This is a genomic window from Hamadaea sp. NPDC051192, assembly GCF_040682475.1.
GTDB classification, from domain to species: Bacteria; Actinomycetota; Actinomycetes; order Mycobacteriales; family Micromonosporaceae; genus Hamadaea; species Hamadaea flava.
The window spans coordinates 1-18794 of record NZ_JBFBAZ010000146.1 but is presented as its reverse complement, the minus strand read 5'-3'; the positions used below and the strand labels follow the sequence as shown (position 1 = coordinate 18794).

The following is an 18794-nucleotide window of genomic DNA, read 5'->3' as shown; positions in this document are numbered from 1 at the left end:
GGTACGCCGGTTACACCGCCTGGCGGATGATCGCCGCGTTCGCCGCGCCCGCCGACGGCGCGGTCACCTGGGGCCGGGGCGAACGGTTCGGCTTCGCGCCGATGACCGGCGGCCGGTTCTACTGCTTCGCCACGGCCACCGTGCCGGCCGGTGGACGCTGTCCGGACGGCGAGCACGCCGAGCTGCTGCGGCGCTTCGGCGACTGGCCCGAGCCCATTCCGGCGCTGCTGGCGGCGACCGCCCCGGAGGCGGTGCTGCGCCACGACATCACCGACCTGCCGGACCTGCCCAGCTTCGTCAGCGGCCGGGTCGCGTACCTGGGCGACGCCGCGCACGCCATGACGCCCAACCTGGGGCAGGGCGCGTGCCAGGCGCTGGAGGACGCGGTCACGCTCGCCCGTTGTGTGACCGCCGCGCAGGACGTTCCTACCGGGCTGGCCCGCTACGACGCGCTGCGGCGACGGCGTACGCAGACGATCGTGCGGCGTTCCCGGCGGCTGGGCCGGGTCGGGCAACTGGCTTCGCCGGTGGGCGTACTGGGCCGGGATCTGGTCGCCCGGCTGGTCCCGCCAGCGCTGACCCTGCGAGGGCTGGCCCCCGTGCTGCGCTGGGATGTGTGACCATCTGGCGCATGCCGGACTGGACCTACCATCCTCTGCGCCCGCTCGCGTCCGCTGTGCTGGGCGTACGCCGATCGCAGCGCGCCGCGTTGCACGGCTTGGCCACGCTCGTCTCGCTGCCGGGCGGAGCCGAGGCCGTCTCGGCGGTCTTCGACCACCCGGCGGTCCCGGCTGACCTGGCCGGCCGGTTCGGGGCCAGCGTGCCGGTGAGCGTGGCCCGCGACGCGATCCGGGCGCTTGCGGTGCAGGGGGCCTCGGTGATCGAGATCGGTCCCGTCGAGGCCGCGGATCTTCCAGCCGTACGCGCGGCGCTGGCCGGCCGCCGCTGCGAGGTCATCGGCCGGGCCGCCACGGCAGAGGTGGCCGAGCAGCTCGCGCCGCTGGTCGACCGCGTGATCGTCGGCGACCCGCCCGACGTCGTACGCCTGACCGAGCCGTCGATCGACGGGGCGCTGGCCGCCCTGGCCGACGAGTCGGCGACCGTGCTGGCGACCCCGGCCGTCCTGGTCGAAGCCGGGCCGGGCTGGTTCCAGCGGGTGATCGAGGCCCGGCAGCCGACCGAGCCCGCGCCCCGCGTACGCGACGCCGGGCTCGACCCGCGCCGGTGGCCCGCCTGGGTGTGGGGGCTGATCGTCGGCCTGGCCATGACCGGTGGCGGCCTCGTGGCGGCGGGAATCACGCTCGGCCCGGTGCTGCTCTGGTACGACCAGGACTTCCTCGGCATGAACCTGTCTGATGTGGACGCTGTGAACGCCCGGCTCGCCCATTTCCTGCAACACGACCGGATCACGATGGCGGGCGGCATGGTCGCGATCGGCATCCTCTACACCGGGCTCGCCTGGGGCGGCATCCGGCGCGGCTGGCCGTGGGCGCGGGTGGCGTACCTGGTCTCCGGGCTCATCGGCTTCCCGACGCTGCTCTACTTCCTCGGCACCGGATTCGTCGAGCCGCTGCACACCGCGCTGGCGGTCGTGCTGTTCCCGATGTTCCTGCTCGCCACCTGGCGACGGCCGGCGGTCGCCCGCTGGACGATCGCGCCGGAGGGCCCGGAACCCGAACGCCGCCGGGCGCTGGCCGGGCAGCTGCTGCTGATCGTCACGGGCGTCGGCCTGTTCGCCGGCGGCGCGACCGTGTCGATCGTCGGGCTGACCGGCGTCTTCGTCGACACCGACCTGGTCTTCCTGGGGACCGATCCGGCGTTCCTGGACGCGGCGAACCCGCACCTGGCTCCGTTCATCGCCCACGACCGGGCCGGGTTCGGCGGGCTGCTGATGGCCACCGCGGCGGCGATCGTGCTGCTCAGCCTGTGGGGCTGGCGGCGGGGCGAGGCGTGGGTGTGGTGGACGCTCGCCGGGGCGGCGACGGCCGGCTTCGCCCCGGCCCTCATCATCCACAAGGGAATCGGATACACCTCCTTCGAACACCTCTTCCCGGTCTACCTGGGCGTCGTCTTCAGCGTCATCGCGCTGGCTTTGTCGAACGCGTACCTGCGGGCGGGCCGGTAGCCCCGCGGTCTGGTAAGTTCCCATTGGGAACTCACTGGCCTGGGGAGGCTGCCGTGCGCGACGTCGTCCACACCATCCGCCGCTTGCCCGGCTGGCTGCGCGTGTTGATGATCGGCCAGTTCGTCAGCGCCGCCGGGTCGCTGGCCTGGCTCTACATGACGCTCTACCTCGTCGTCGACCGTGGCGTCAGCGCACCGACCGCCGGGCTCATCACCGCGGCGTACGGGGTCGGGGTGATCGCCGGAAACCTCGGCGGCGGCTGGATCGGCGACCGGTTCGGGCTGCGGCGCACGATGCTGATCGCGGTCGGCGGCTGGGTCGTCTGCTGCGCGCTCGTGCCGATCACCCCGATCACGGCGCTGCCGGTGCTGATCGCGGTGGCCGGGGCCATCGGCGGGATCAACCGGCCGGTCGGCAGCGCCCTGGTCGCCACCACCATCCCGGCCGACCTGCGCCGGGTCGGCATCGCCCTGTCCCGCTCGGTGTCCAACGCGGGCACCATCGTCGGCCCGCCGCTCGGGGCGCTGTTCGCGGCGTACGACTTCGGGCTGTTGTTCGCCTTCGACGCCGTGACCAGCGCGATCCTCTGGGTCGTCATCTTCGCGCGGGTGCCACGCCCGGCCGGCTCGACCGCGCATACCCGGGGCGGCGGCAGCATGATCGCGGCACTGCGCGCCCGGCCCGCGATCCTCGCGCTGCTGGCCGCGATCGTCGCCATCGACACCGTCTACCGGCTGCAGTACACGGTCCTGCCGCTGTGGCTGCGCGACCACGGCCAGCCGACCGCCGCGTACGGCCTGCTCATCTCGCTCAACTGCGTGCTCATCGTGCTCGCCGAGGCAGCCCTGGCGGCACGCCTGCGCGGGCACTCGGCGATCGCCGTCATCGGGGTCGGCTTCCTCCTCGTCGGGGCCGGATATCTGCTGCTCGGCACGGGGCTGGGCCTGATCGCGGCGGTCGCCATGATGATCGTGGTGACGGCGGGGGAGATGCTCTACAAGCCGACCGCGACCGCGTACGCCGCCGACGCCGCCCCGGACGGGATGGCCGGTCGCTACCAGAGCCTCTACGGCGCGGCGTCGATCGCCGGAATGACGTTGAGCCCGGCGCTCGGCACCGCCCTGTACGCCCACTCGCCGGCCCTCGTCTGGCCGCTGGGCGGTCTCCTCGCCATCGCCGTCGGCGCCGGTACGCTCGCCGCCGCCCGTCCGCGGCCGACTCCCGGACCCCGCCCGCGTCCGATTCCCGACCCCGACCTCGCCCAGCACCCGTCCTGACCGACGCCCGCAGATCACCGATCCGTCGGGATGAACCGCCCGGGCAGGCATGCCCATCCGTGATCTGGGCTGGACGGGAACAGGCCCGGGGCGCTGCTTTCGGCGTATCAAAAATGGGACATGAGGAGATGTCCGGCACGTTCCGGCGGCCTGACGCGGACCTCGCGGCCGGGACCGGGCAGAATGGGACGGTGAAGCGGCGCCGGGCCGCGAGCGGGAGCGGGAGGCAGGCGTGACGCAGACGGTGGTCGTGGCCGTGGACGGACCGTCCGGGTCGGGCAAGTCGACGGTTTCGAAGCGGCTCGCGGCGAAGCTGGACGCCCGCTACCTGGACACCGGGGCGATGTACCGGGCCGCCACCTGGGCTGTGTTGCAGGCGGACGCGCAGCTGACCGACCCGGACGGCATCTACAAGATCGTGAGCGCGGCCAACCTGGAGATCGTCACCGATCCGCAGGCCCCGTCGATCAGCGTCGACGGCGTCAACGTCGACGGCCCGATCCGGGGGCAGGAGGTCACCAAGGCGGTCTCCGCCGTCGCGGCCGTCCCCGCCGTTCGCCAGTTGCTCGTGGACCTGCAGCGGAAGATCATCGCCGAGGCGGGCCGGATCGTCGTCGAGGGCCGGGACATCGGCACCGTCGTCGCGCCCGACGCCGACCTGAAGGTCTACCTGACCGCGTCCGAGCACGCGCGCGCCGCCCGGCGCAGCGCCGAGCACGCCGCCGACCACGCCGCGACCGCCGCCGACCTGCGTCGCCGTGACCACCTCGACTCGACCCGCAAGACCGACCCGCTCAAGCAGGCGGCCGACGCGGTCGTCCTCGACAGCACCGAGCTGGGCATCGACGAGGTCGTCGCCGAGCTGCTGCGCCTGCTCGACAAGTGAGCGACCCCCCTGAATCCAGGGGCAGACCTCCTCGACAAGTGAAAGAAATCAACGTGTCTGAAGATATCGAGTGGGTCGAGGACGTCGTCGGCTCCGAGGACGGTCCCGCGCCGATCAACCCGGTCGTGGCCGTCGTCGGGCGACCCAACGTCGGCAAGTCGACGCTGGTCAACCGGTTCATCGGCCGCCGGCAGGCGGTCGTGGAGGACAAGCCGGGCGTCACCCGGGACCGGGTGGCCTACGACGCGTACTGGAACGGCCGCCAGTTCACCGTGGTGGACACCGGCGGCTGGATCCCGGACGCGAAGGACCGGGCGGCCGCGATCGCCCGGCAGGCGGAGATCGCCGTCGACACGGCCGACGTCGTCGTGTTCGTGGTCGACGCGACCGTCGGGGCGACCGATGTCGACGAGGCCGCCGTCCGCATGCTCCGGGCCAGCCGCAAGCCGGTGATCCTGGTCGCGAACAAGGCCGACAACAACGCCATCGAGATCGAGGCGACCAGCTTGTGGTCGCTCGGCCTGGGCGAGCCGCAGGCGGTGTCGGCTCTGCACGGCCGGGGTTCGGGCGACCTGCTCGACGCGATCCTGGCCGCGATCCCGGAGGCGCCGGTGATCGTCGAGGACCGTCCGCGCGGCCCGCGCCGGGTGGCGCTCGTCGGCCGGCCCAACGTCGGCAAGTCGAGCCTGCTCAACAAGCTGTCCGGGGAAGAGCGCTCGGTCGTGGACTCGGTCGCCGGGACCACTGTGGACCCCGTCGACTCGCTGGTCACCGTGGGCGGCGAGGTGTGGCAGTTCGTCGACACCGCCGGGCTGCGCAAGCGAGCCGGGCAGGCGAGCGGCACCGAGTACTTCGCGTCGCTGCGTACCCAGGCCGCCATCGAGGCCGCCGAGGTCGCCATCGTGCTGCTCGACTCCAGCGAGGTCATCAGCGAGCAGGATCAGCGCCTGCTCACGATGGTGGTGGAGGCCGGGCGTGCCCTGGTCATCGCGTTCAACAAGTGGGACCTCGTCGACGCCGACCGCCGCTGGTACCTCGACAAGGAGATCGAGCGGGAACTCAAGCGCATCCCGTGGGCGGCCCGGATCAACGTCTCCGCGCGTACCGGGCGAGCGGTCGACAAGCTCGCGCCCGCGCTGCGTACGGCGCTGGCCAGCTGGGAGCAGCGCATCCCGACCGGGCAGCTCAACCAGTGGCTGACGGCGCTGGTGCAGGCCACGCCGCACCCGGTCCGGGGTGGCAAGGCGCCGCGGGTGCTCTTCGCGACGCAGGCCGGCGTGGCTCCGCCGCGGTTCGTCATCTTCTCCACCGGTCCGCTGGACGCGGGATACGTTCGGTTCGTCGAGCGCAAGCTGCGGGAGGAGTTCGGCTTCGAGGGCAGCCCGATCGACATCTCCGTGCGTACGCGCCGGGAGGAGCGCGCCAAGAAGCGCTGACCGTTCGTCCGTCCTTTGGGGACTCAGGGACCCACCGGGATGTCGATCTCCTCTACCCTGTCCGGGTGGCTAAGCGCTGGAAGACAGTCGGGCTCGTCAGCGTCACGCTGGTCGTGCTCGCCGCGGCCGGGATCACCGGCCGCGTGCTGCTCCTCGACGACGGTCCCTACCTCGGCGTCGACGACGTCTGCGCGGCGCTCGGCAGCCCCGACGCCAAGGCGCTGATCGGCACGGCGGAGTCCGGCGACGACCCGGCCGCGGACCCGAGCGAGCACGCCTGCCGGTGGCGCAAGTCGCCGACCGCCGATTGGCAGCTGCACGCCAGCGTCTGGCTGGTCACCGCGACCTTCTGGTCGGGCGACGGGCGCGATCGGGCCGAAGACGAGTACGCCGGCAGCCGCGCAGCCGTCGAGCGATACGACCCGTGGGCCACCGATGGCCACACCGTGGCGGCGATTCCAGGTCTCGCCGACGAGGCGTACCTGCTGGTCTCCAAGCGGCACGTGGCGAAGTTCGTCCAGTGGCGCATGCTGCTTCAGGCGCGCAAGGCCAACGCCGAGCTGTGGGTCGTGCTGGAGACCGACCTCTACCCGGACGACGTTGCCAAGTCCGACCAGGAGCGCCTCCTCGCCGATTTCCGGGCCAAGGCGCCGGCCGCGATCTCGGACCTCGTGGCGGCACTGCACTGACGCGCCGGACTGTTCGGCAGCCGCGCCTCTAGGCTGAGGTCCATGACGGACGCCGCCCTTCCCCGCTTCGACGTACGCGACCAGGTCGCCCTCGTCACCGGCGCGGCCCGAGGTCTCGGTCGCGCGATCTCGCTGGCACTCGCCGAGGCCGGCGCGCACGTGGTGCTGGGTTTGCGGGACGTGAACGCCGACGGCGGTGTGGCCGAACAGATCGCCGCCCGGGGGCGACGCGCGCTGAAGGTGCAGATGGACGTGGCGCGGATGGACCAGATCGAACCGGCCGTCGCCGCGGCCGTCGCGGAGTTCGGCCGATTGGACATCCTCGTCAACAACGCCGGGATCGCGCCGGAGAACCTCGCGGAGAACGTCGTCGAGGCCGACTTCGACCAGACGCTGGCGGTGAACCTCAAAGGCACGTTCTTCGCCAGCCAGGCCGCGGGCCGGGTCATGATCCGGCAGGGCTACGGGCGGATCGTCAACCTCGGCTCGCAGGCGGGCGTCGTGGCGCTGCCGGGCGAAGCGATCTACTGCATGACGAAGGCGGCCATCGCGCACCTGACGAAATGCCTCGCCGTCGAATGGGGACGGCACGGGATCACCGTCAACGCGGTCGCGCCGACCTTCGTGCGTACGCCGGGCACGGCTGAGGTGCTGGCCGACGAGGAGTTCCGCGCGGACGTGCTGGAACGGGTGGCGGCGCTGCATCGCATCGGTGAACCGATCGAGGTCGCCGGAGTCGTGGTCTTCCTCGCCTCGCCGGCCGCCTCCCTCATCACCGGGGAGACCGTCGTCATCGACGGCGGCTGGACCAGCCGATAAGCCGCCTTCAGGTCGGTCAACGGCGTACCCGATAGCGCAGGTGAAGCACCCGGTTGCCCTGAACAACGACGTCTGGGCCGTCCAGCAGGTGCTGGGCGTCGACGGAGCCGAAGTAGCGCTTGCCGGAGCCGAACACGACGGGCGCGACGTCCATGCGTACCTCGTCGACCAGACCTGCGGCGAGGAATTGGCCGCCGACGTCGCCGGCGGCGACCTCGACAGTGCGGTCACCCGCAAGCTCCCGCGCCTTGGCCATGGCTGCCTCGATGCCGTCGACGAAGTGGAACGGCGCCTGGAGGTCCCAGCCCTCGGGCGCACCACGGTGACTCACCACGACCACATGGTCGATCCCGCTCGGAGGCGTCCCATCCCAGCCGTCGGTGATGTCGAAGGAGTGACGGCCTGCGATGGTCACCGCGATCTCGTCCCAGTACGGCCGGATGTGGTGGTAAGAGGCCTGCGACACCTTCAGAACGCCGCTGTCGTCCAACGGCACCTCGCCGCTGACCAGCCACTCGAAGATCGGACCGGGATCGTCGTTCTCCGCCGCGATGAAACCATCCACCGAGACCGACGCGTTCATGACCACTTTGCCCATGGATTCCTCCTCTGTCGTGGAGTTCCCAGTCTTGTGCGAAGTGAACTGACGCTCTTGTACGAAATCAATCGGCTGGGAGCGGCCAGCCGTCCAGGGCGTGGCCGGGATGATCGCGCAGGAATCGCTGCCGGACTTCGACGTACCGGGTCGGCGTGAGCCCGGTGAACTCCCGGAACTCGCGCACGAAGTGGGCCTGGTCGAAGTATCCGGCGCCGGCGGCGACCTCGCCCCAGTCGATCGGCGCAGCGACGTCGATCGCCAACACGGTGGAGCTGAAGCGGTAGCTGCGAGCCAGCCGTTTCGGCGTGACACCGACGATGGCCTTGAACCGCTTCGCCAGATACGTGCTGCTGGCGCGGGCCGCCACACCGATGTCGCTGATCGGCACTGTCCCGCCTGTCGCCGCGATGGCGCTGCTCATTCGGCGGACCAGGTCAAGACCGTCGATCACCCGCAGCCGTCGCACCAGTTCCTCCTCAAGCACCATCAGCATGTCGTGCGGTGCGTCGGCCAAGGTCAATCGGTGTCGCAACGCGGCGATAGCTGGCCGGCCCCAGATCTGCTCCACCGTTGCCGGCCGGTCGCACAACTCGGCCGCGGGCATCGGAAGGAACGGTGCCAGCCCCCACGGCCTGAAGTGGACGCCGACGGACCGGGTCGGGGTCGGGTAGCCGAACTCCCACGCTCGGGTGGGCGTGGTGACCGCGCAGCCGTCGGCGTACACCACGGCTTCTTCGTCGGTGCCTGCGCGGAGGAGAAACGGCGCCCCGAGGTTGACGATGAGCAATGGCGCGGGCGCCGCCGGCAGCAGCAACCGGGAGTAGGGCGGGACGCCCTCCAGGTAGTAGAGGTCGCCGATCAGCCCGTCCAGCGGCGGACCGGGCACCCTCGACACATACTTCACGGCGACATCATCGCCGAACTCGGCCGTTCAGCAGCGGTCCGGTAAGCGGCGGTGCGGTCGACAAGCAACCCGACCAGCCGGTTGCCGCTCAGAACTCGATCGCCAGACCTGGGGTGGCGACGCCGATCGGGCCGGAGAAGTTCTGCCGGGCCGCCGCGCGGGCGGCGTACGGGTCGGTGCCCGGTTCGAGGTGCGTCAGCAGCATGCCGCGTACGCCCGCCTCGGTCGCCTGAGCGGCCGCCTCGGCGGCGCTGGTGAGCATGCCCTTGGCGTCGTCCGGCACGGTTTCGGCGTACGTCGCCTCGGCGATCAGCAGCTGCGCCTCCCGGGCCAGCTCGATCACGGCCTGCCCGGGACCGCCGTCGCCGGTGTAGACGAGGGAGCGGCCGTCGGCGGTCAGCCGGATGCCGGCGTTGGGAACCCAGTGCGGCAGCAGCGCGGTGACGGCCTGGAACGGGCCGATGTCGAAGGCGTCGCCGGCCGTGAACTCCCGGATGTCGGCGAACTCGTCCAGCCAGCCGGGCCGGTCGAGGGCCATGACCGCGTCGATCGCGCCGGGCAGCGTGTAGATCGGCAGCGGCGCCGCCGCCCGGCCGCCGATGGCCCGCGCCCGCAGCAGCGGGTTCAGGTCGGAGCAGTGGTCGGGGTGCCCGTGCGTGATGTAGACCGCGTCGACCTGGTCGGCCGGGATGTGGGTGAGTAGTTGCGGCAGCGTGGCGTAGCCGAGGTCGAGCAACAGCCGGAAGCCGTCGTGCTCCACGAGGAATCCGCTGCAGGCCGAGGCCGGTTCGGGCCAGGCGCCGCAGCCTCCGAGAACGGTCAGCCGCATGCCCTGACCATAGCTTCCCGGCGCGCGGCGGGCCGAGTCGGAGGGCTGATATTGACAAAGACACAGCCATGAGGCCACTCTGAACACATGTTCAGAACAGACGTTCAGAACACCGACGTGGCCATTGTGGGCGGTGGGCTGGCCGGGATGGCGACGGCTTTGCGGCTCCAGGCGAGCGGGCTGTCCACGGTGGTCTTCGAGGCGCACGGCCACCTCGGCGGCTGCGCCGGCTACTGGCGGCACAAGGGCTTCTCGTTCGACGTCGGCGCGACCACCCTGGTCGACTTCGAACCCGGCGGCGTCGGCGCGGAACTGCTCGACAGCGTCGGCGCCCCGGCGATCGAGGGCGAGCACCTGCCCGGCTACGAGGCGTGGCTGCCCGACCGGACCGTCACGCTGCATCGCGACCACGAGAAGTGGCACGCAGAACGGCTCGCGAAGTTCGGCGACGACGCCAACCACCGCGCCTTCTGGGCCGAGCTGGACCGGATCGCCGACGTCTTCTGGCAGGCCAGCCGGAACGGGATCAAGCTGCCCATGCGCCGCCCCGCCGACGTGCTGCACAACCTGACCGCCGTCGGGCTCGCCAACGCACCACACGCTCTGAAGCTGCGCCAGACACTGCGGCATTCGATGCGAAAGCACGGAGTCGACGGGGACCGGGCGCTGAAGACCCTGCTGGGCATGCTCGTCGAGGACACCGTGCACAGCACGGTCGAGCGCGCGCCACTGATCAACGCCGCGCTCGGCATCACCATCCGCGGGGCCGGCCTGACCAGGCATCACGGTGGCATGCACGGCTTCTGGCGTACCCTCGTGGCCCATTATCGGAAGCTCGGCGGCAGGGACCGGACCGGGACACGGGTCCACCGCGTGCGGGCCGGGTTCGAGATCGAGACCAGCCGCGGGGTGACCCGCGCGGACCAGGTGGTGCTCGCGATTCCGGCGCCCGCCGCGCAGGCGCTGTGCGGCGACCTGCCGGTGGCCCGGCGGCTGACCCGCTACCTGGAGCGGGACCGGGGGGAACTGGGTGGGGCGGTGATCGTCTTCCTCGGGGTGCCCGAACGGGAGGTCGGCGACCGTCGCCTCACCCACCACCAGTTCTGCCACGACTACGCGCAGCCGTTCGGCGACGGCAACAACATGTTCGTCTCGGTGTCCGCGCCCGGCGACACGCTCAGTGCGCCACCCGGGCATCGCGCCGTCATGATCTCCACGCACACCTCGCTGCCCGGATGGTCCACCCTCGACACCGAGGGGTACGCGCAGCGCAAGAAGGAGATCGGCGAGCGGTTGATCACCCTGGCGCGGCGGGCGTACCCGGCGCTGGGGGAGCGGGCGGTGGTGGCCGAGGTCGGCACGCCGCGCGCCTTCGAGCGGTACGCCTTCCGCCCGGATGGCGCGGTCGGCGGCCCGCATCAGACCTTGCGCAACAGCAACCAGTTCGCCGTCCCGCATGACCTCGGCGGACGGGGTCTATGGCTCGTCGGCGACTCGACCTGGCCCGGACTCGGCACTGTCGCCTGTGTCCTCGGCAGCCGGATCGTCGCCGACGGAATCCTTCGGGAAAGGCGGCGGTCATGAAGTTGCCCACGATGCGCGAGTTGGGCGAAGATCTGCTGGTGACGACGCCCGCCCGCCGCAGGATCGCGCTGGCCCGGCCCTATCTCGGGGTCGCCGCCTTCGCGGCGGCGATGTGGCTCGGGCTCTGGTGGCTGACGCCGCTGATCGTCTTCGGGATCTTCGTCGCCGTCGTCACGGTCACCCACGACGTCGTGCACCGCACGCTCGGCCTGACCGAGCCCGAGACCGACCGCTGGCTGTTCGCGCTCGGCCTGGTGCTGCTGGAGAGCGGGCACGCGTACCGGATCACGCACCGGCAGCATCATCGGCTCTTCCCGAGCCCCGACGACCCGGAGGGCTACCCGGCCAACCTGTCGTTCGCCGGTGCGGTCTGCTACGGGCCGGTGTTCCTGGTCCGGCTGTGGAGCTGGGCGTTCGCCCGGTCGGGCCGGCGAGACCGGCTCTGGCTGCTGCTGGAGGCGGCGATCCCGGTCGCCGCCGTCGCGGGCGGAGTGCTCCTGTGGCCGGTCACGCCGGGCGTACTGGTCTATGCGGTGCTGGCGATCGTCGGCAGCTGGGTGTATCCGCTGCTCACGGTCTACCTGCCGCACCACGACTACGGCGACGAGCCGCTGCGGCAGACCCGCACGCTGCGCGGCCGGATCATCCCCGCGATCTTCCTCGAACTGACCTACCACCTCGAACACCATCTCTATCCGCAGGTCCCGAGCCATCACCTGCCGGAACTCGCCCGGCGTCTCGACCCGTTCCTCGCCCGCGCGGGCGTACAGCCGGTGGCGGTGCCATGACCTCAGGTCCCCGGGTCGCGGCCCGCGAGCGCATCCTGCGGGCGGCGATCCTCGCGCTGTGCACCCACGGGTACGCCGGAACGACCGCCCGGTCGATCGCAGCCCTCGGAGGGTTCGCCCCCGGCGTCATCTACTACCACTTCGCCGATCTCGACGAGGTGTTCACGGCGACCGCGGCGTACACGAGCGAACTGCGCGAGGAGCGCTACCGCACGGCCCTGGCCGACGTGACCAAAGCGGTGCCGCTCGTCGCGGCGCTGCGCACCCTGTACGCCGAGGACACCGAGTCCGGCCACATCGAAGCGGTGCAGGAACTCGTCGCCGCCGCCCGACCGGGGTCGCCGCTGGCGGCCGCGATGGCGGCGCAGACCCGGCAATGGGAACGACTGGCGGAGGAGATCCTGGGCCGGCTGCTGCGCGGCAAACCGTTGGGCCGCCTGGTGAACGTGCCGACCGCCGCCCGCGCCGCCGTCGCGTACTACCTGGGCATGCAGACGCTGACCCACCTCGACGGCGACCGCAGCCGGCCGGAAGCCGCGTTCGGGCAGGCCGCCCGGCTGGCCGCAGCGTTCGACAAACTCCCCACCCTCCGCCGCCGCCCCCGCCTCTCTCCCCGCTAACCCGCTCGCCCCGCCTCTCCCCGTTGATCATGGAGTTAACTGTGGTCTCGACGGCGTGTCGAGGGGGCAAACTCCATGATCAACGCCCCCGCGCGTGGGGGGTCAGCGCTGGTGGTATTCCATGGCACGCTCGATCGCGCGGTAGATCTTGGCGTACCGGGTGTAGTCCTCAAGACGCAGGAGCAGCAGTTCCGTGCCGGTGGCCGAGGCCCAGATCTCGTAGACCGCGTCGCCCTTGTCGTAGCTGTCGTCGACGCGGTGCAGCATCCATTCCCAGATCGCCCAGCCGAAGCCGCCCAGCATGAGGACGACGGCCAGCAGCAGCAGGGTGTTGCGCGGCACGTGTACGCCGCCGACGTTGGCCTCCGTGTACGCCGCGGAGACGAAGGCGATGAGGATGACGAGCCCGATGATTCCGGCGAAGGTCATGATCGTGTTGAGGATGCCGCGGCCGGCGGTGCGGCTGCGTACGCGCCAGGTCGCCGCGCTCTCGGAATGCCAGACGTAGTCGAGGTCGGACAGGCGCCAGCGCCGGTTCTCGATCTGCAGGTACGCGGAGGTCACCACGACCGTCGCATCCCGATAGAACGTGATCATGGTGGCCTCCGGAGGGCTCGCCCTCAACGGTACGAGCCGGTCGCAAGCCGAACTGCCACACTGGTCGGGTGCGGATCTCGGCGGCTCTCCTGTCCTTCCTGCTGACGGCCTTGGTGCCCGGCGCGGTGGCGCTCGTCCCGGGGGCGGCGTACGCCGAGCCGGGGGAGATGTCGGTCGCGTGCATCGTGAACGACGATCGGGTCAGCGAGCTGTCCGGGCTGGTGGTCACCGCGTCGGGCTACATCGCGATCAACGACTCGAACTGGGATCCCTCGGCGATCCGCATCTTCTACCTGGACAAGAAGTGCAAGCTCACCAAGTCGGTGGGCTATCCGACGGCGGCTCGGGATCCCGAGGATGTCCTGCTGGCCAAGGACGGCACGGTGTGGGTCGCCGACATCGGCGACAACTACAACGCGTCGGTCCGCCGCAAGACCATCGCGGTATGGAAGCTGGCGCCGGGGGCGAAGAGCCCGGTGATCTACCGGCTGGCGTACCCGGACGGGCCGCATGACGCGGAGACGTTGCTGCTGGCGGCGGACGGTACGCCGATCATCGTGACGAAGGAGCTGGGCGGGCGGTCGGAGATCTTCGTGCCGACCGGCCCGCTGGTGGCGAAGTCGGCCGACGGGGTGCCGTTGAAGCGCGTCGGGTATGTGCGCCTGCCGGATTCGCAGACGCCGAACTTCCTGGACAGCATCGGACGCCGGTTGGTGACCGGGGGAGCGGTGTCGCCGGACGGCCGTCATGTCGTGTTGCGCACGTACGCCGACGCGTTCGAGTGGGACGTGGTGGACGGCGACATCGTCAAGACGCTGACCGACGAGCAGCCGCGGGCGACTCCGTTGCCGGACGAGCAGCAGGGTGAGGCGATCGCGTACACGCCGGACGGGTCGGCGTTCGTGACCGCGTGTGACGAGCCGGCGGGTCCGACGACGTTGCGCCGGTATGTTCCGGCGGCGCGGCCGACCCCGTCTCCGCCCGCGTCGGCGTCGGGTGATCAGGAGCAGACGCTGGCGGTGGACGACGGCGGCCAGCCCAGCAATCGGCTGATGTTCGCCGTCGGCATCACCGGGTTGGTGCTGGTCGTCGTGGGGCTCATCGGGGTGGTGCTGCGGCGGCTGGCGCGCTGATCCAGCCGGCGGCCGGTTGGACGATGCGCGGGTCGCCGAGGATGCGCCGGTGTCCGAGGCCTTCGGTGAGGATCAGCTGGGACTGCGCGTACGCCTGGTGCAGCCGGTGAGCCTGGTCGACGCGGACGAACTCGTCGTCGCTGCCGTGCAGGATCAGCATCGGCTGGGTGAGCAGTTCGGGTCGGTGGTCGCTGCTGAGCCGGGTCCAGAGGTCGTCGCCGCCGCCGAGCATCTTCTCCATGCGCCGCCGGAGGTCGGCGGTGAGCTGCTGGCGGAGTCCGAGTTGGCGGGCGAACTCGGCGATCAGGTAGCTGAACTCGCTGATGCCGCTGACGGTGACGATCGTGTCGGCGCGTACGCCGGTACGCATGGCGTGGAACGCGGTCAGAACGCCGAAGGAGTGCCCGACGATGCCGCGGAAGTCGCCGTGGCGTTCCTGGACGGCGTGGACGAGGCGGGCGTACTGCAGGATCGTCGTGGTGTCGCCGCCGGAGTCGCCGTGCCCGGGGGCGTCGACGGTGATCGCGGTGTAGCCGCGCTGGGCGAGTTCGGTGGCCAGGGCGGCGTATCGGCTGCCGCGAGAAGCCCAGCCGTGCAGGAGCAGGACGGGCCGGTCGCCGTCGCCCCAGCGGTAGCCGGCGACGCGTACGCCGTCCACCGTGTACTGCTCCCGGACGGCGGCGGCATGGGCGGCCTGCTCGCTGGGGTGTACGCGCGCCCGGCGGGTGGGGCGGCGGAACAGTTCCCAGGCCAGCCGGCGGGCGAGGGGCGGGGCGGCCACGGAGGCGGCGTTGAGGAGCCCGCCGGTGAGCTTGTAGGCGGTCGTCATGGGCGGAGCCTAGCAATAAATAAGACCGACCGGTCGGTTATGTATCTCACATGGCAGGTTATTGAGGGAGTTGACTCTTTCGTAATCTCGATGCGGCCCTTAGATTGGTCCGGGAGCGCTCCCACGCCCATGGGAGTGCCCGTCCATGAAGGAGAAACCCGTGCATTCGTCCCCCCGCACGAGGCTCGCGGCGGTCCTCGCCGCCGCGACGGCCGCCCTCGCGGCCACCGCCGTCGGCCTGCTGGCCGGCGGTGAACCGTCCTACGCCGGCACGCTTTCCGGCACCTTCTACAAGGATCCGAACAGCCGCGTCCTGCAGTGGCTGGCGGCCAACCCCAACGATTCGCGGGCGGCCCTGATCCGCGACCGCATCGGCGCCCAGCCACAGGGCAGATGGTTCGCCAGCTGGAACCCCAGCACGATCCAGTCCGAGGTCTCGGCGTACGTGTCCGGGGCCAACGCCGCCAACCAGATCCCGCTGGCGATCGTCTACGAGATCCCCAACCGCGACTGCGGCGGCGCCAGCGCCGGAGGCGCGCCGGACTTCACCCAGTACCGCTCGTGGGTCGACTCCTTCGCGCGCGGGCTGGGTACGCGTACCGCGGTGGTCCTGCTGGAGCCGGACTCGATCGCGTTGCAGTCCTGCCTCAGCAGCACCGAGCTGGCCAACCGCAACTCGGCGCTGGCGTACGCGATCAGCACGATCAAGACGAACAACCCGAGCGCGAAGGTCTACCTCGACGCCGGGCACTCGGCCTGGAACGGCGCGTCCGACCAGGCGCAGCGACTCGTCAACGCCGGCGTACGCAGTGCGGACGGCTTCTACAGCAACGTGTCCAACTTCCGCTGGACCGCCGACGAGATCGCGTACGGCAAGAACGTGCTGAACGCGATCGGATCGTCGAACCTGCACCAGGTGATCGACGTCAGCCGCAACGGCAAGGGCCCCAACGGCAGCGAGTGGTGCGACCCGGCGGGCCGTGGCGTCGGCGTGCCGCCGACCACCAACACCGGTGAGGCGACCGTCGACGCGTTCGTGTGGGCCAAGCCGCCGGGCGAGGCCGACGGGTGCGCCGCGGCCGCCGGGACGTTCGTGCCGGACCAGGCGTACCAGCTGGCCCTGAACGGGGTGGTCCCGACCGCGACCGCGACGAGCAGCCCGACCGCGAGCACCAGCCCGAGCGCGAGCACCAGCCCCAGTGCCAGCACCAGCCCGAGCGCGAGCACGAGCCCCAGTGCCAGCACCAGCCCGACCGGCACCGCCTCCTGCTCGGTGGCGTACCGGGTGGACAGCCAGTGGACCAACGGGTTCACGGCCACGGTGACGATCACCAACCGGGGTCCGGCCATCAACGGCTGGACGTTGACCTTCTCGTTCACCGGCAGCCAGATCATCACCAACGCCTGGAACGGCGGGGTCACCCAGTCCGGCGTCACGGTCACCGCCAAGGACGTGGGCTGGAACGGCTCGCTGGCCACCGGCGGCACCGCGAGCTTCGGCTTCCAGGCCACCTACAGCGGAACCAACGGCACGCCGACCGGATTCAAGCTCAACGGCGTGGCCTGCTCCTGAACCTTCCGTCCTCTCCGGAAGAATGCGGCGTGACCTGCGAGATCCGCGGGTCACGCCGCAATCGTTCCACGGGGGAATCATGCGCATCCGCGCTATCACGCTGGCCGTCGCCAGCCTCATCGCCGTCACGCCGGCCCACGCGTACGCCGCTTCGCCGCCCGATCCGATCGCCTTCGTGCGCAACGGAAACGTCTGGGTGCGTACGGCGAGCAAGACGTTCCCGGTCAGCCAGCACGGGCACGCCGTCTGGCCGCGGCTGTCACCGGACAAGACCGAGGTCGCGTACGCCGAGAGCGGCAACATCACGGTCGCCTACATCGGGGGCGGGCCGGAGAACGTCTACACCACGGAGTTGACCCACGGTAAGGACGCCGGCGGCCCGGCCTGGTCGCCGGACGGCCGGTTCCTCGCCTACCGGGCCGGGGACGTCTACAGTGGAATGCTGACGATCCTGCGGCTCGGCTCGGCCGAGAGCGGCCACGCCGCCGGCCGCACCAGCAGCCGAGTCGTCGCCGGGCGCCAGGAGCGGACCGCCGCGCCTCGGGCCGGATTCGACCAACTGCGGCACGCCAACACGCTGGACTGGTCGCCGGACGGCACGTCGATCGCCTTCCCGGGCGGGGACTGCTGGGGGATCTACGACGACTGCCTGACGGTGCTGAATCTCGCGTCGAACAAGGAGACCACCATCGCCGCCTGGGGCGGAGGCGGCGCGGAGCTGTCCGGCTTCGCCACCACGCCCCGGTTCAGCGGCGACTCGCGCAAGCTGTTCTGGACCCAGCAGGAGGACGTGATCGACCAGCCCGATCCGAGTCCGCTGCGGAGCTACGGCTACAACCTGGCGACCGAGCAGCGCTGGCAGATCGGCGCCGACGGGGACACCGTGCCGGTGCACCTGGGCGGTGGACGGTTCGTCGTCACCGCCCGGCACGCCGGAACGAGCTGGGTGGCGTATCTGAGCGGGACGGCGCACACCTGGCTGGCGCCGGGCGAGCAGGCCGACGCCCGCCGGGGCTGACTTCACAGCCGACTCCCAGCCCGAGCGGCTAGGGTGCGTTGGATGCAGCAGATGACCTGCCCGAAGTGCCAAGGCGCGATGCGCCAGTATGAGCGCAGCGGGGTAGTCGTGGATCAGTGCTCCGAGTGCCGGGGGATCTTCCTCGACCGCGGCGAGCTGGAGAAGCTCGTCGACGCGGAGAACTCGTTCCACGGCTCGGCCCAGCCCGCGCAGACCCAACCGCAGCCGCCGCAGTACCAGCAGCAGGCTCCTCAGCACCAACAGCAGTATCAGCAACAGCAGTATCAGCAGCAGCACTACCAGCAGCCGCGATACGAGGAGCGCCGGTACGGCAGCGACGGCTACGGCCACGACTACCACCACAAGAAGAAGAAAAAGGGCAGCTTCTTCGAGGAACTGTTCGACTGACAGCCTGTTGTGCAACCGGTTGGGTGGCACAACAGCGCCCTTCTCGGGCGTCCTTGCCGCCGACCAGCCCGTCCTGGGTTGGTCGGCGTTGGGGTTCCTGCGTCAACGGGGCGGGTTTCACTGGCGGGCTGATGTCCGCCGGTCAGAGCCGTCCCTCGGCAAGGCGTTGATAACCGGGCCTCGCACTTAGGGGTCCCGGATCTGGGCATCATGCTGCTCGCCCCAGACAGCGAGATTCACGGCGGCATTCACGTCTCGGTCAGCCTGATGGCCGCACGTGGTGCAGGCGAACTCCCGCTGCGACAACAACAGGCTGGCAGCCACGGCACCGCACGCCGAGCAGGTCTTGCTGGAGGCGAACCACCGATCGGCGATCATGACCTGCCCGCCCGCCCACAGTTGCTTGTAGCCGACCATCCGCGCCAACTGCGCCCAGCCCGCGTCGCTGATCGACCGGGCGAGCCACCGGTTTCTCACCATGCCTGCCGTGTTCAGGTCTTCCAATACCAGCCGGTCGTGGGTTTTGACCAGCTGGTTGGCGACCTCATGCAGCGCGTGGGCGCGAATGTCTTTGATCCGCCGGTGGCAGCGGGCCAGCCGCGCCACCGCCTTGCCCCGGTTGATCGATCCGCGCCGAGCCCGCGACACCCGCCGCGACAGGCGTCGCAACCTCGGCAAACT

20 protein-coding genes are annotated in these 18794 nt (G+C 70.8%); 14 read left to right on the top strand and 6 right to left on the bottom strand.

The window, feature by feature from the left end; translation table 11 throughout:
• The 7 genes from AB0M47_RS35915 to AB0M47_RS35885 form a co-directional block, all read left to right on the top strand.
• A partial coding sequence (locus AB0M47_RS35915; protein WP_363422129.1) for an FAD-dependent monooxygenase occupies positions 1-620 on the top strand: 620 nt, incomplete at its 5' end.
• The gene (locus AB0M47_RS35910; protein ID WP_363422127.1) at positions 617-2125 is read left to right on the top strand and encodes a hypothetical protein; all 1509 of its coding nucleotides are present in this window, start codon (positions 617-619) and stop codon (positions 2123-2125) included. The genes AB0M47_RS35915 and AB0M47_RS35910, both read left to right, overlap by 4 nt.
• A 53-nt stretch (positions 2126-2178) precedes the next feature.
• Complete coding sequence (locus AB0M47_RS35905; RefSeq protein ID WP_363422125.1) at positions 2179-3402, top strand: MFS transporter; 1224 nt, start codon at positions 2179-2181, stop codon at positions 3400-3402.
• A gap of 232 nt (positions 3403-3634) precedes the next feature.
• A complete protein-coding gene (cmk, locus tag AB0M47_RS35900) occupies positions 3635-4288 on the top strand; it encodes a (d)CMP kinase (protein WP_363422123.1) in 654 nt (217 codons plus the stop codon).
• A 65-nt stretch (positions 4289-4353) separates the two neighbouring features.
• A complete protein-coding gene (gene der, locus AB0M47_RS35895) occupies positions 4354-5724 on the top strand; it encodes a ribosome biogenesis GTPase Der (protein ID WP_253763932.1) in 1371 nt (456 codons plus the stop codon).
• 65 nt (positions 5725-5789) lie between these two features.
• Positions 5790-6413, top strand: coding sequence for a hypothetical protein (locus tag AB0M47_RS35890; protein ID WP_363422121.1), 624 nt, complete (start codon positions 5790-5792; stop codon positions 6411-6413).
• Between the two features lie 42 nt (positions 6414-6455).
• Positions 6456-7232: a glucose 1-dehydrogenase gene (locus tag AB0M47_RS35885; protein ID WP_363422119.1), complete on the top strand. Its 777-nt coding sequence runs from the start codon at positions 6456-6458 to the stop codon at positions 7230-7232.
• A gap of 16 nt (positions 7233-7248) precedes the next feature.
• Here the strand turns inward: AB0M47_RS35885 and AB0M47_RS35880 are convergent, their stop codons facing one another.
• The 3 genes from AB0M47_RS35880 to AB0M47_RS35870 form a co-directional block, all read right to left on the bottom strand.
• Positions 7249-7830, bottom strand: coding sequence for a dihydrofolate reductase family protein (locus AB0M47_RS35880; protein WP_363422117.1), 582 nt, complete (start codon positions 7828-7830; stop codon positions 7249-7251).
• 64 nt (positions 7831-7894) lie between these two features.
• The gene (locus AB0M47_RS35875) at positions 7895-8734 is read right to left on the bottom strand and encodes a helix-turn-helix domain-containing protein (RefSeq protein WP_363422115.1); all 840 of its coding nucleotides are present in this window, start codon (positions 8732-8734) and stop codon (positions 7895-7897) included.
• An 88-nt stretch (positions 8735-8822) separates the two neighbouring features.
• On the bottom strand, positions 8823-9563 hold the full coding sequence (locus tag AB0M47_RS35870) for an MBL fold metallo-hydrolase (RefSeq protein WP_363422113.1): 741 nt from the start codon (positions 9561-9563) through the stop codon (positions 8823-8825).
• Positions 9564-9650: 87 nt separating this feature from the next.
• On the opposite strand from AB0M47_RS35870, the gene AB0M47_RS35865 reads away from it, so the two are divergent.
• Genes AB0M47_RS35865 through AB0M47_RS35855 form a run of 3 tightly spaced genes read left to right on the top strand, consistent with a single transcriptional unit; the run spans position 9651 to position 12555 of the window.
• Entirely contained in the window at positions 9651-11147 is a 1497-nt protein-coding gene (locus AB0M47_RS35865; protein ID WP_363422111.1) for an NAD(P)/FAD-dependent oxidoreductase, read from the top strand.
• Positions 11144-11935: a fatty acid desaturase gene (locus tag AB0M47_RS35860; protein ID WP_363422109.1), complete on the top strand. Its 792-nt coding sequence runs from the start codon at positions 11144-11146 to the stop codon at positions 11933-11935. The genes AB0M47_RS35865 and AB0M47_RS35860 overlap by 4 nt, the downstream gene beginning before the upstream one ends.
• Positions 11932-12555, top strand: a complete 624-nt coding sequence (locus AB0M47_RS35855; protein ID WP_363422107.1) for a TetR family transcriptional regulator — start codon at positions 11932-11934, stop codon at positions 12553-12555. Before AB0M47_RS35860 ends, AB0M47_RS35855 begins: the two co-directional genes overlap by 4 nt.
• Before the next feature lie 102 nt (positions 12556-12657).
• Here AB0M47_RS35855 and AB0M47_RS35850 read toward each other — a convergent pair whose 3' ends face one another.
• Positions 12658-13152 (bottom strand): DUF6232 family protein, encoded by a 495-nt coding sequence (locus tag AB0M47_RS35850; RefSeq protein ID WP_363422105.1) that lies wholly within the window; start codon positions 13150-13152, stop codon positions 12658-12660.
• Positions 13153-13220: 68 nt separating this feature from the next.
• Here AB0M47_RS35850 and AB0M47_RS35845 point away from each other — a divergent pair, with 68 nt between their 5' ends.
• Positions 13221-14285: a hypothetical protein gene (locus tag AB0M47_RS35845; RefSeq protein WP_363422103.1), complete on the top strand. Its 1065-nt coding sequence runs from the start codon at positions 13221-13223 to the stop codon at positions 14283-14285.
• On the opposite strand, the gene AB0M47_RS35840 is transcribed toward AB0M47_RS35845, so the two are convergent.
• The gene (locus AB0M47_RS35840; protein WP_363422101.1) at positions 14251-15114 is read right to left on the bottom strand and encodes an alpha/beta hydrolase; all 864 of its coding nucleotides are present in this window, start codon (positions 15112-15114) and stop codon (positions 14251-14253) included. The genes AB0M47_RS35845 and AB0M47_RS35840 overlap by 35 nt on opposite strands.
• 160 nt (positions 15115-15274) lie before the next feature.
• Here AB0M47_RS35840 and AB0M47_RS35835 point away from each other — a divergent pair, with 160 nt between their 5' ends.
• The 3 genes from AB0M47_RS35835 to AB0M47_RS35825 all read left to right on the top strand — a co-directional run bounded on the left by AB0M47_RS35835 (position 15275) and on the right by AB0M47_RS35825 (position 18113).
• Positions 15275-16687, top strand: a complete 1413-nt coding sequence (locus AB0M47_RS35835) for a glycoside hydrolase family 6 protein (RefSeq protein ID WP_363422099.1) — start codon at positions 15275-15277, stop codon at positions 16685-16687.
• 79 nt (positions 16688-16766) lie between these two features.
• On the top strand, positions 16767-17705 hold the full coding sequence (locus AB0M47_RS35830) for a hypothetical protein (RefSeq protein WP_363422097.1): 939 nt from the start codon (positions 16767-16769) through the stop codon (positions 17703-17705).
• 42 nt (positions 17706-17747) lie between these two features.
• The gene (locus AB0M47_RS35825; RefSeq protein ID WP_363422095.1) at positions 17748-18113 is read left to right on the top strand and encodes a zf-TFIIB domain-containing protein; all 366 of its coding nucleotides are present in this window, start codon (positions 17748-17750) and stop codon (positions 18111-18113) included.
• Between the two features lie 186 nt (positions 18114-18299).
• Here the strand turns inward: AB0M47_RS35825 and AB0M47_RS35820 are convergent.
• The coding region (locus tag AB0M47_RS35820) for a transposase (RefSeq protein ID WP_363422093.1) at positions 18300-18794 on the bottom strand (495 nt) is incomplete at its 5' end.

What these genes read in the sequence shown, in the direction of transcription:
- AB0M47_RS35885 (WP_363422119.1), top strand. Translation starts at nt 6,456, where the DNA reads ATGACGGACGCCGCCCTTCCCCGCTTCGACGTACGCGACCAGGTCGCC.
- AB0M47_RS35880 (WP_363422117.1), bottom strand. Translation starts at nt 7,830, where the DNA reads ATGGGCAAAGTGGTCATGAACGCGTCGGTCTCGGTGGATGGTTTCATC.
- AB0M47_RS35870 (WP_363422113.1), bottom strand. Translation starts at nt 9,563, where the DNA reads ATGCGGCTGACCGTTCTCGGAGGCTGCGGCGCCTGGCCCGAACCGGCC.
- AB0M47_RS35865 (WP_363422111.1), top strand. Translation starts at nt 9,651, where the DNA reads ATGTTCAGAACAGACGTTCAGAACACCGACGTGGCCATTGTGGGCGGT.
- AB0M47_RS35860 (WP_363422109.1), top strand. Translation starts at nt 11,144, where the DNA reads ATGAAGTTGCCCACGATGCGCGAGTTGGGCGAAGATCTGCTGGTGACG.
- AB0M47_RS35855 (WP_363422107.1), top strand. Translation starts at nt 11,932, where the DNA reads ATGACCTCAGGTCCCCGGGTCGCGGCCCGCGAGCGCATCCTGCGGGCG.
- AB0M47_RS35850 (WP_363422105.1), bottom strand. Translation starts at nt 13,152, where the DNA reads ATGATCACGTTCTATCGGGATGCGACGGTCGTGGTGACCTCCGCGTAC.
- AB0M47_RS35840 (WP_363422101.1), bottom strand. Translation starts at nt 15,114, where the DNA reads ATGACGACCGCCTACAAGCTCACCGGCGGGCTCCTCAACGCCGCCTCC.
- AB0M47_RS35830 (WP_363422097.1), top strand. Translation starts at nt 16,767, where the DNA reads ATGCGCATCCGCGCTATCACGCTGGCCGTCGCCAGCCTCATCGCCGTC.
- AB0M47_RS35825 (WP_363422095.1), top strand. Translation starts at nt 17,748, where the DNA reads ATGCAGCAGATGACCTGCCCGAAGTGCCAAGGCGCGATGCGCCAGTAT.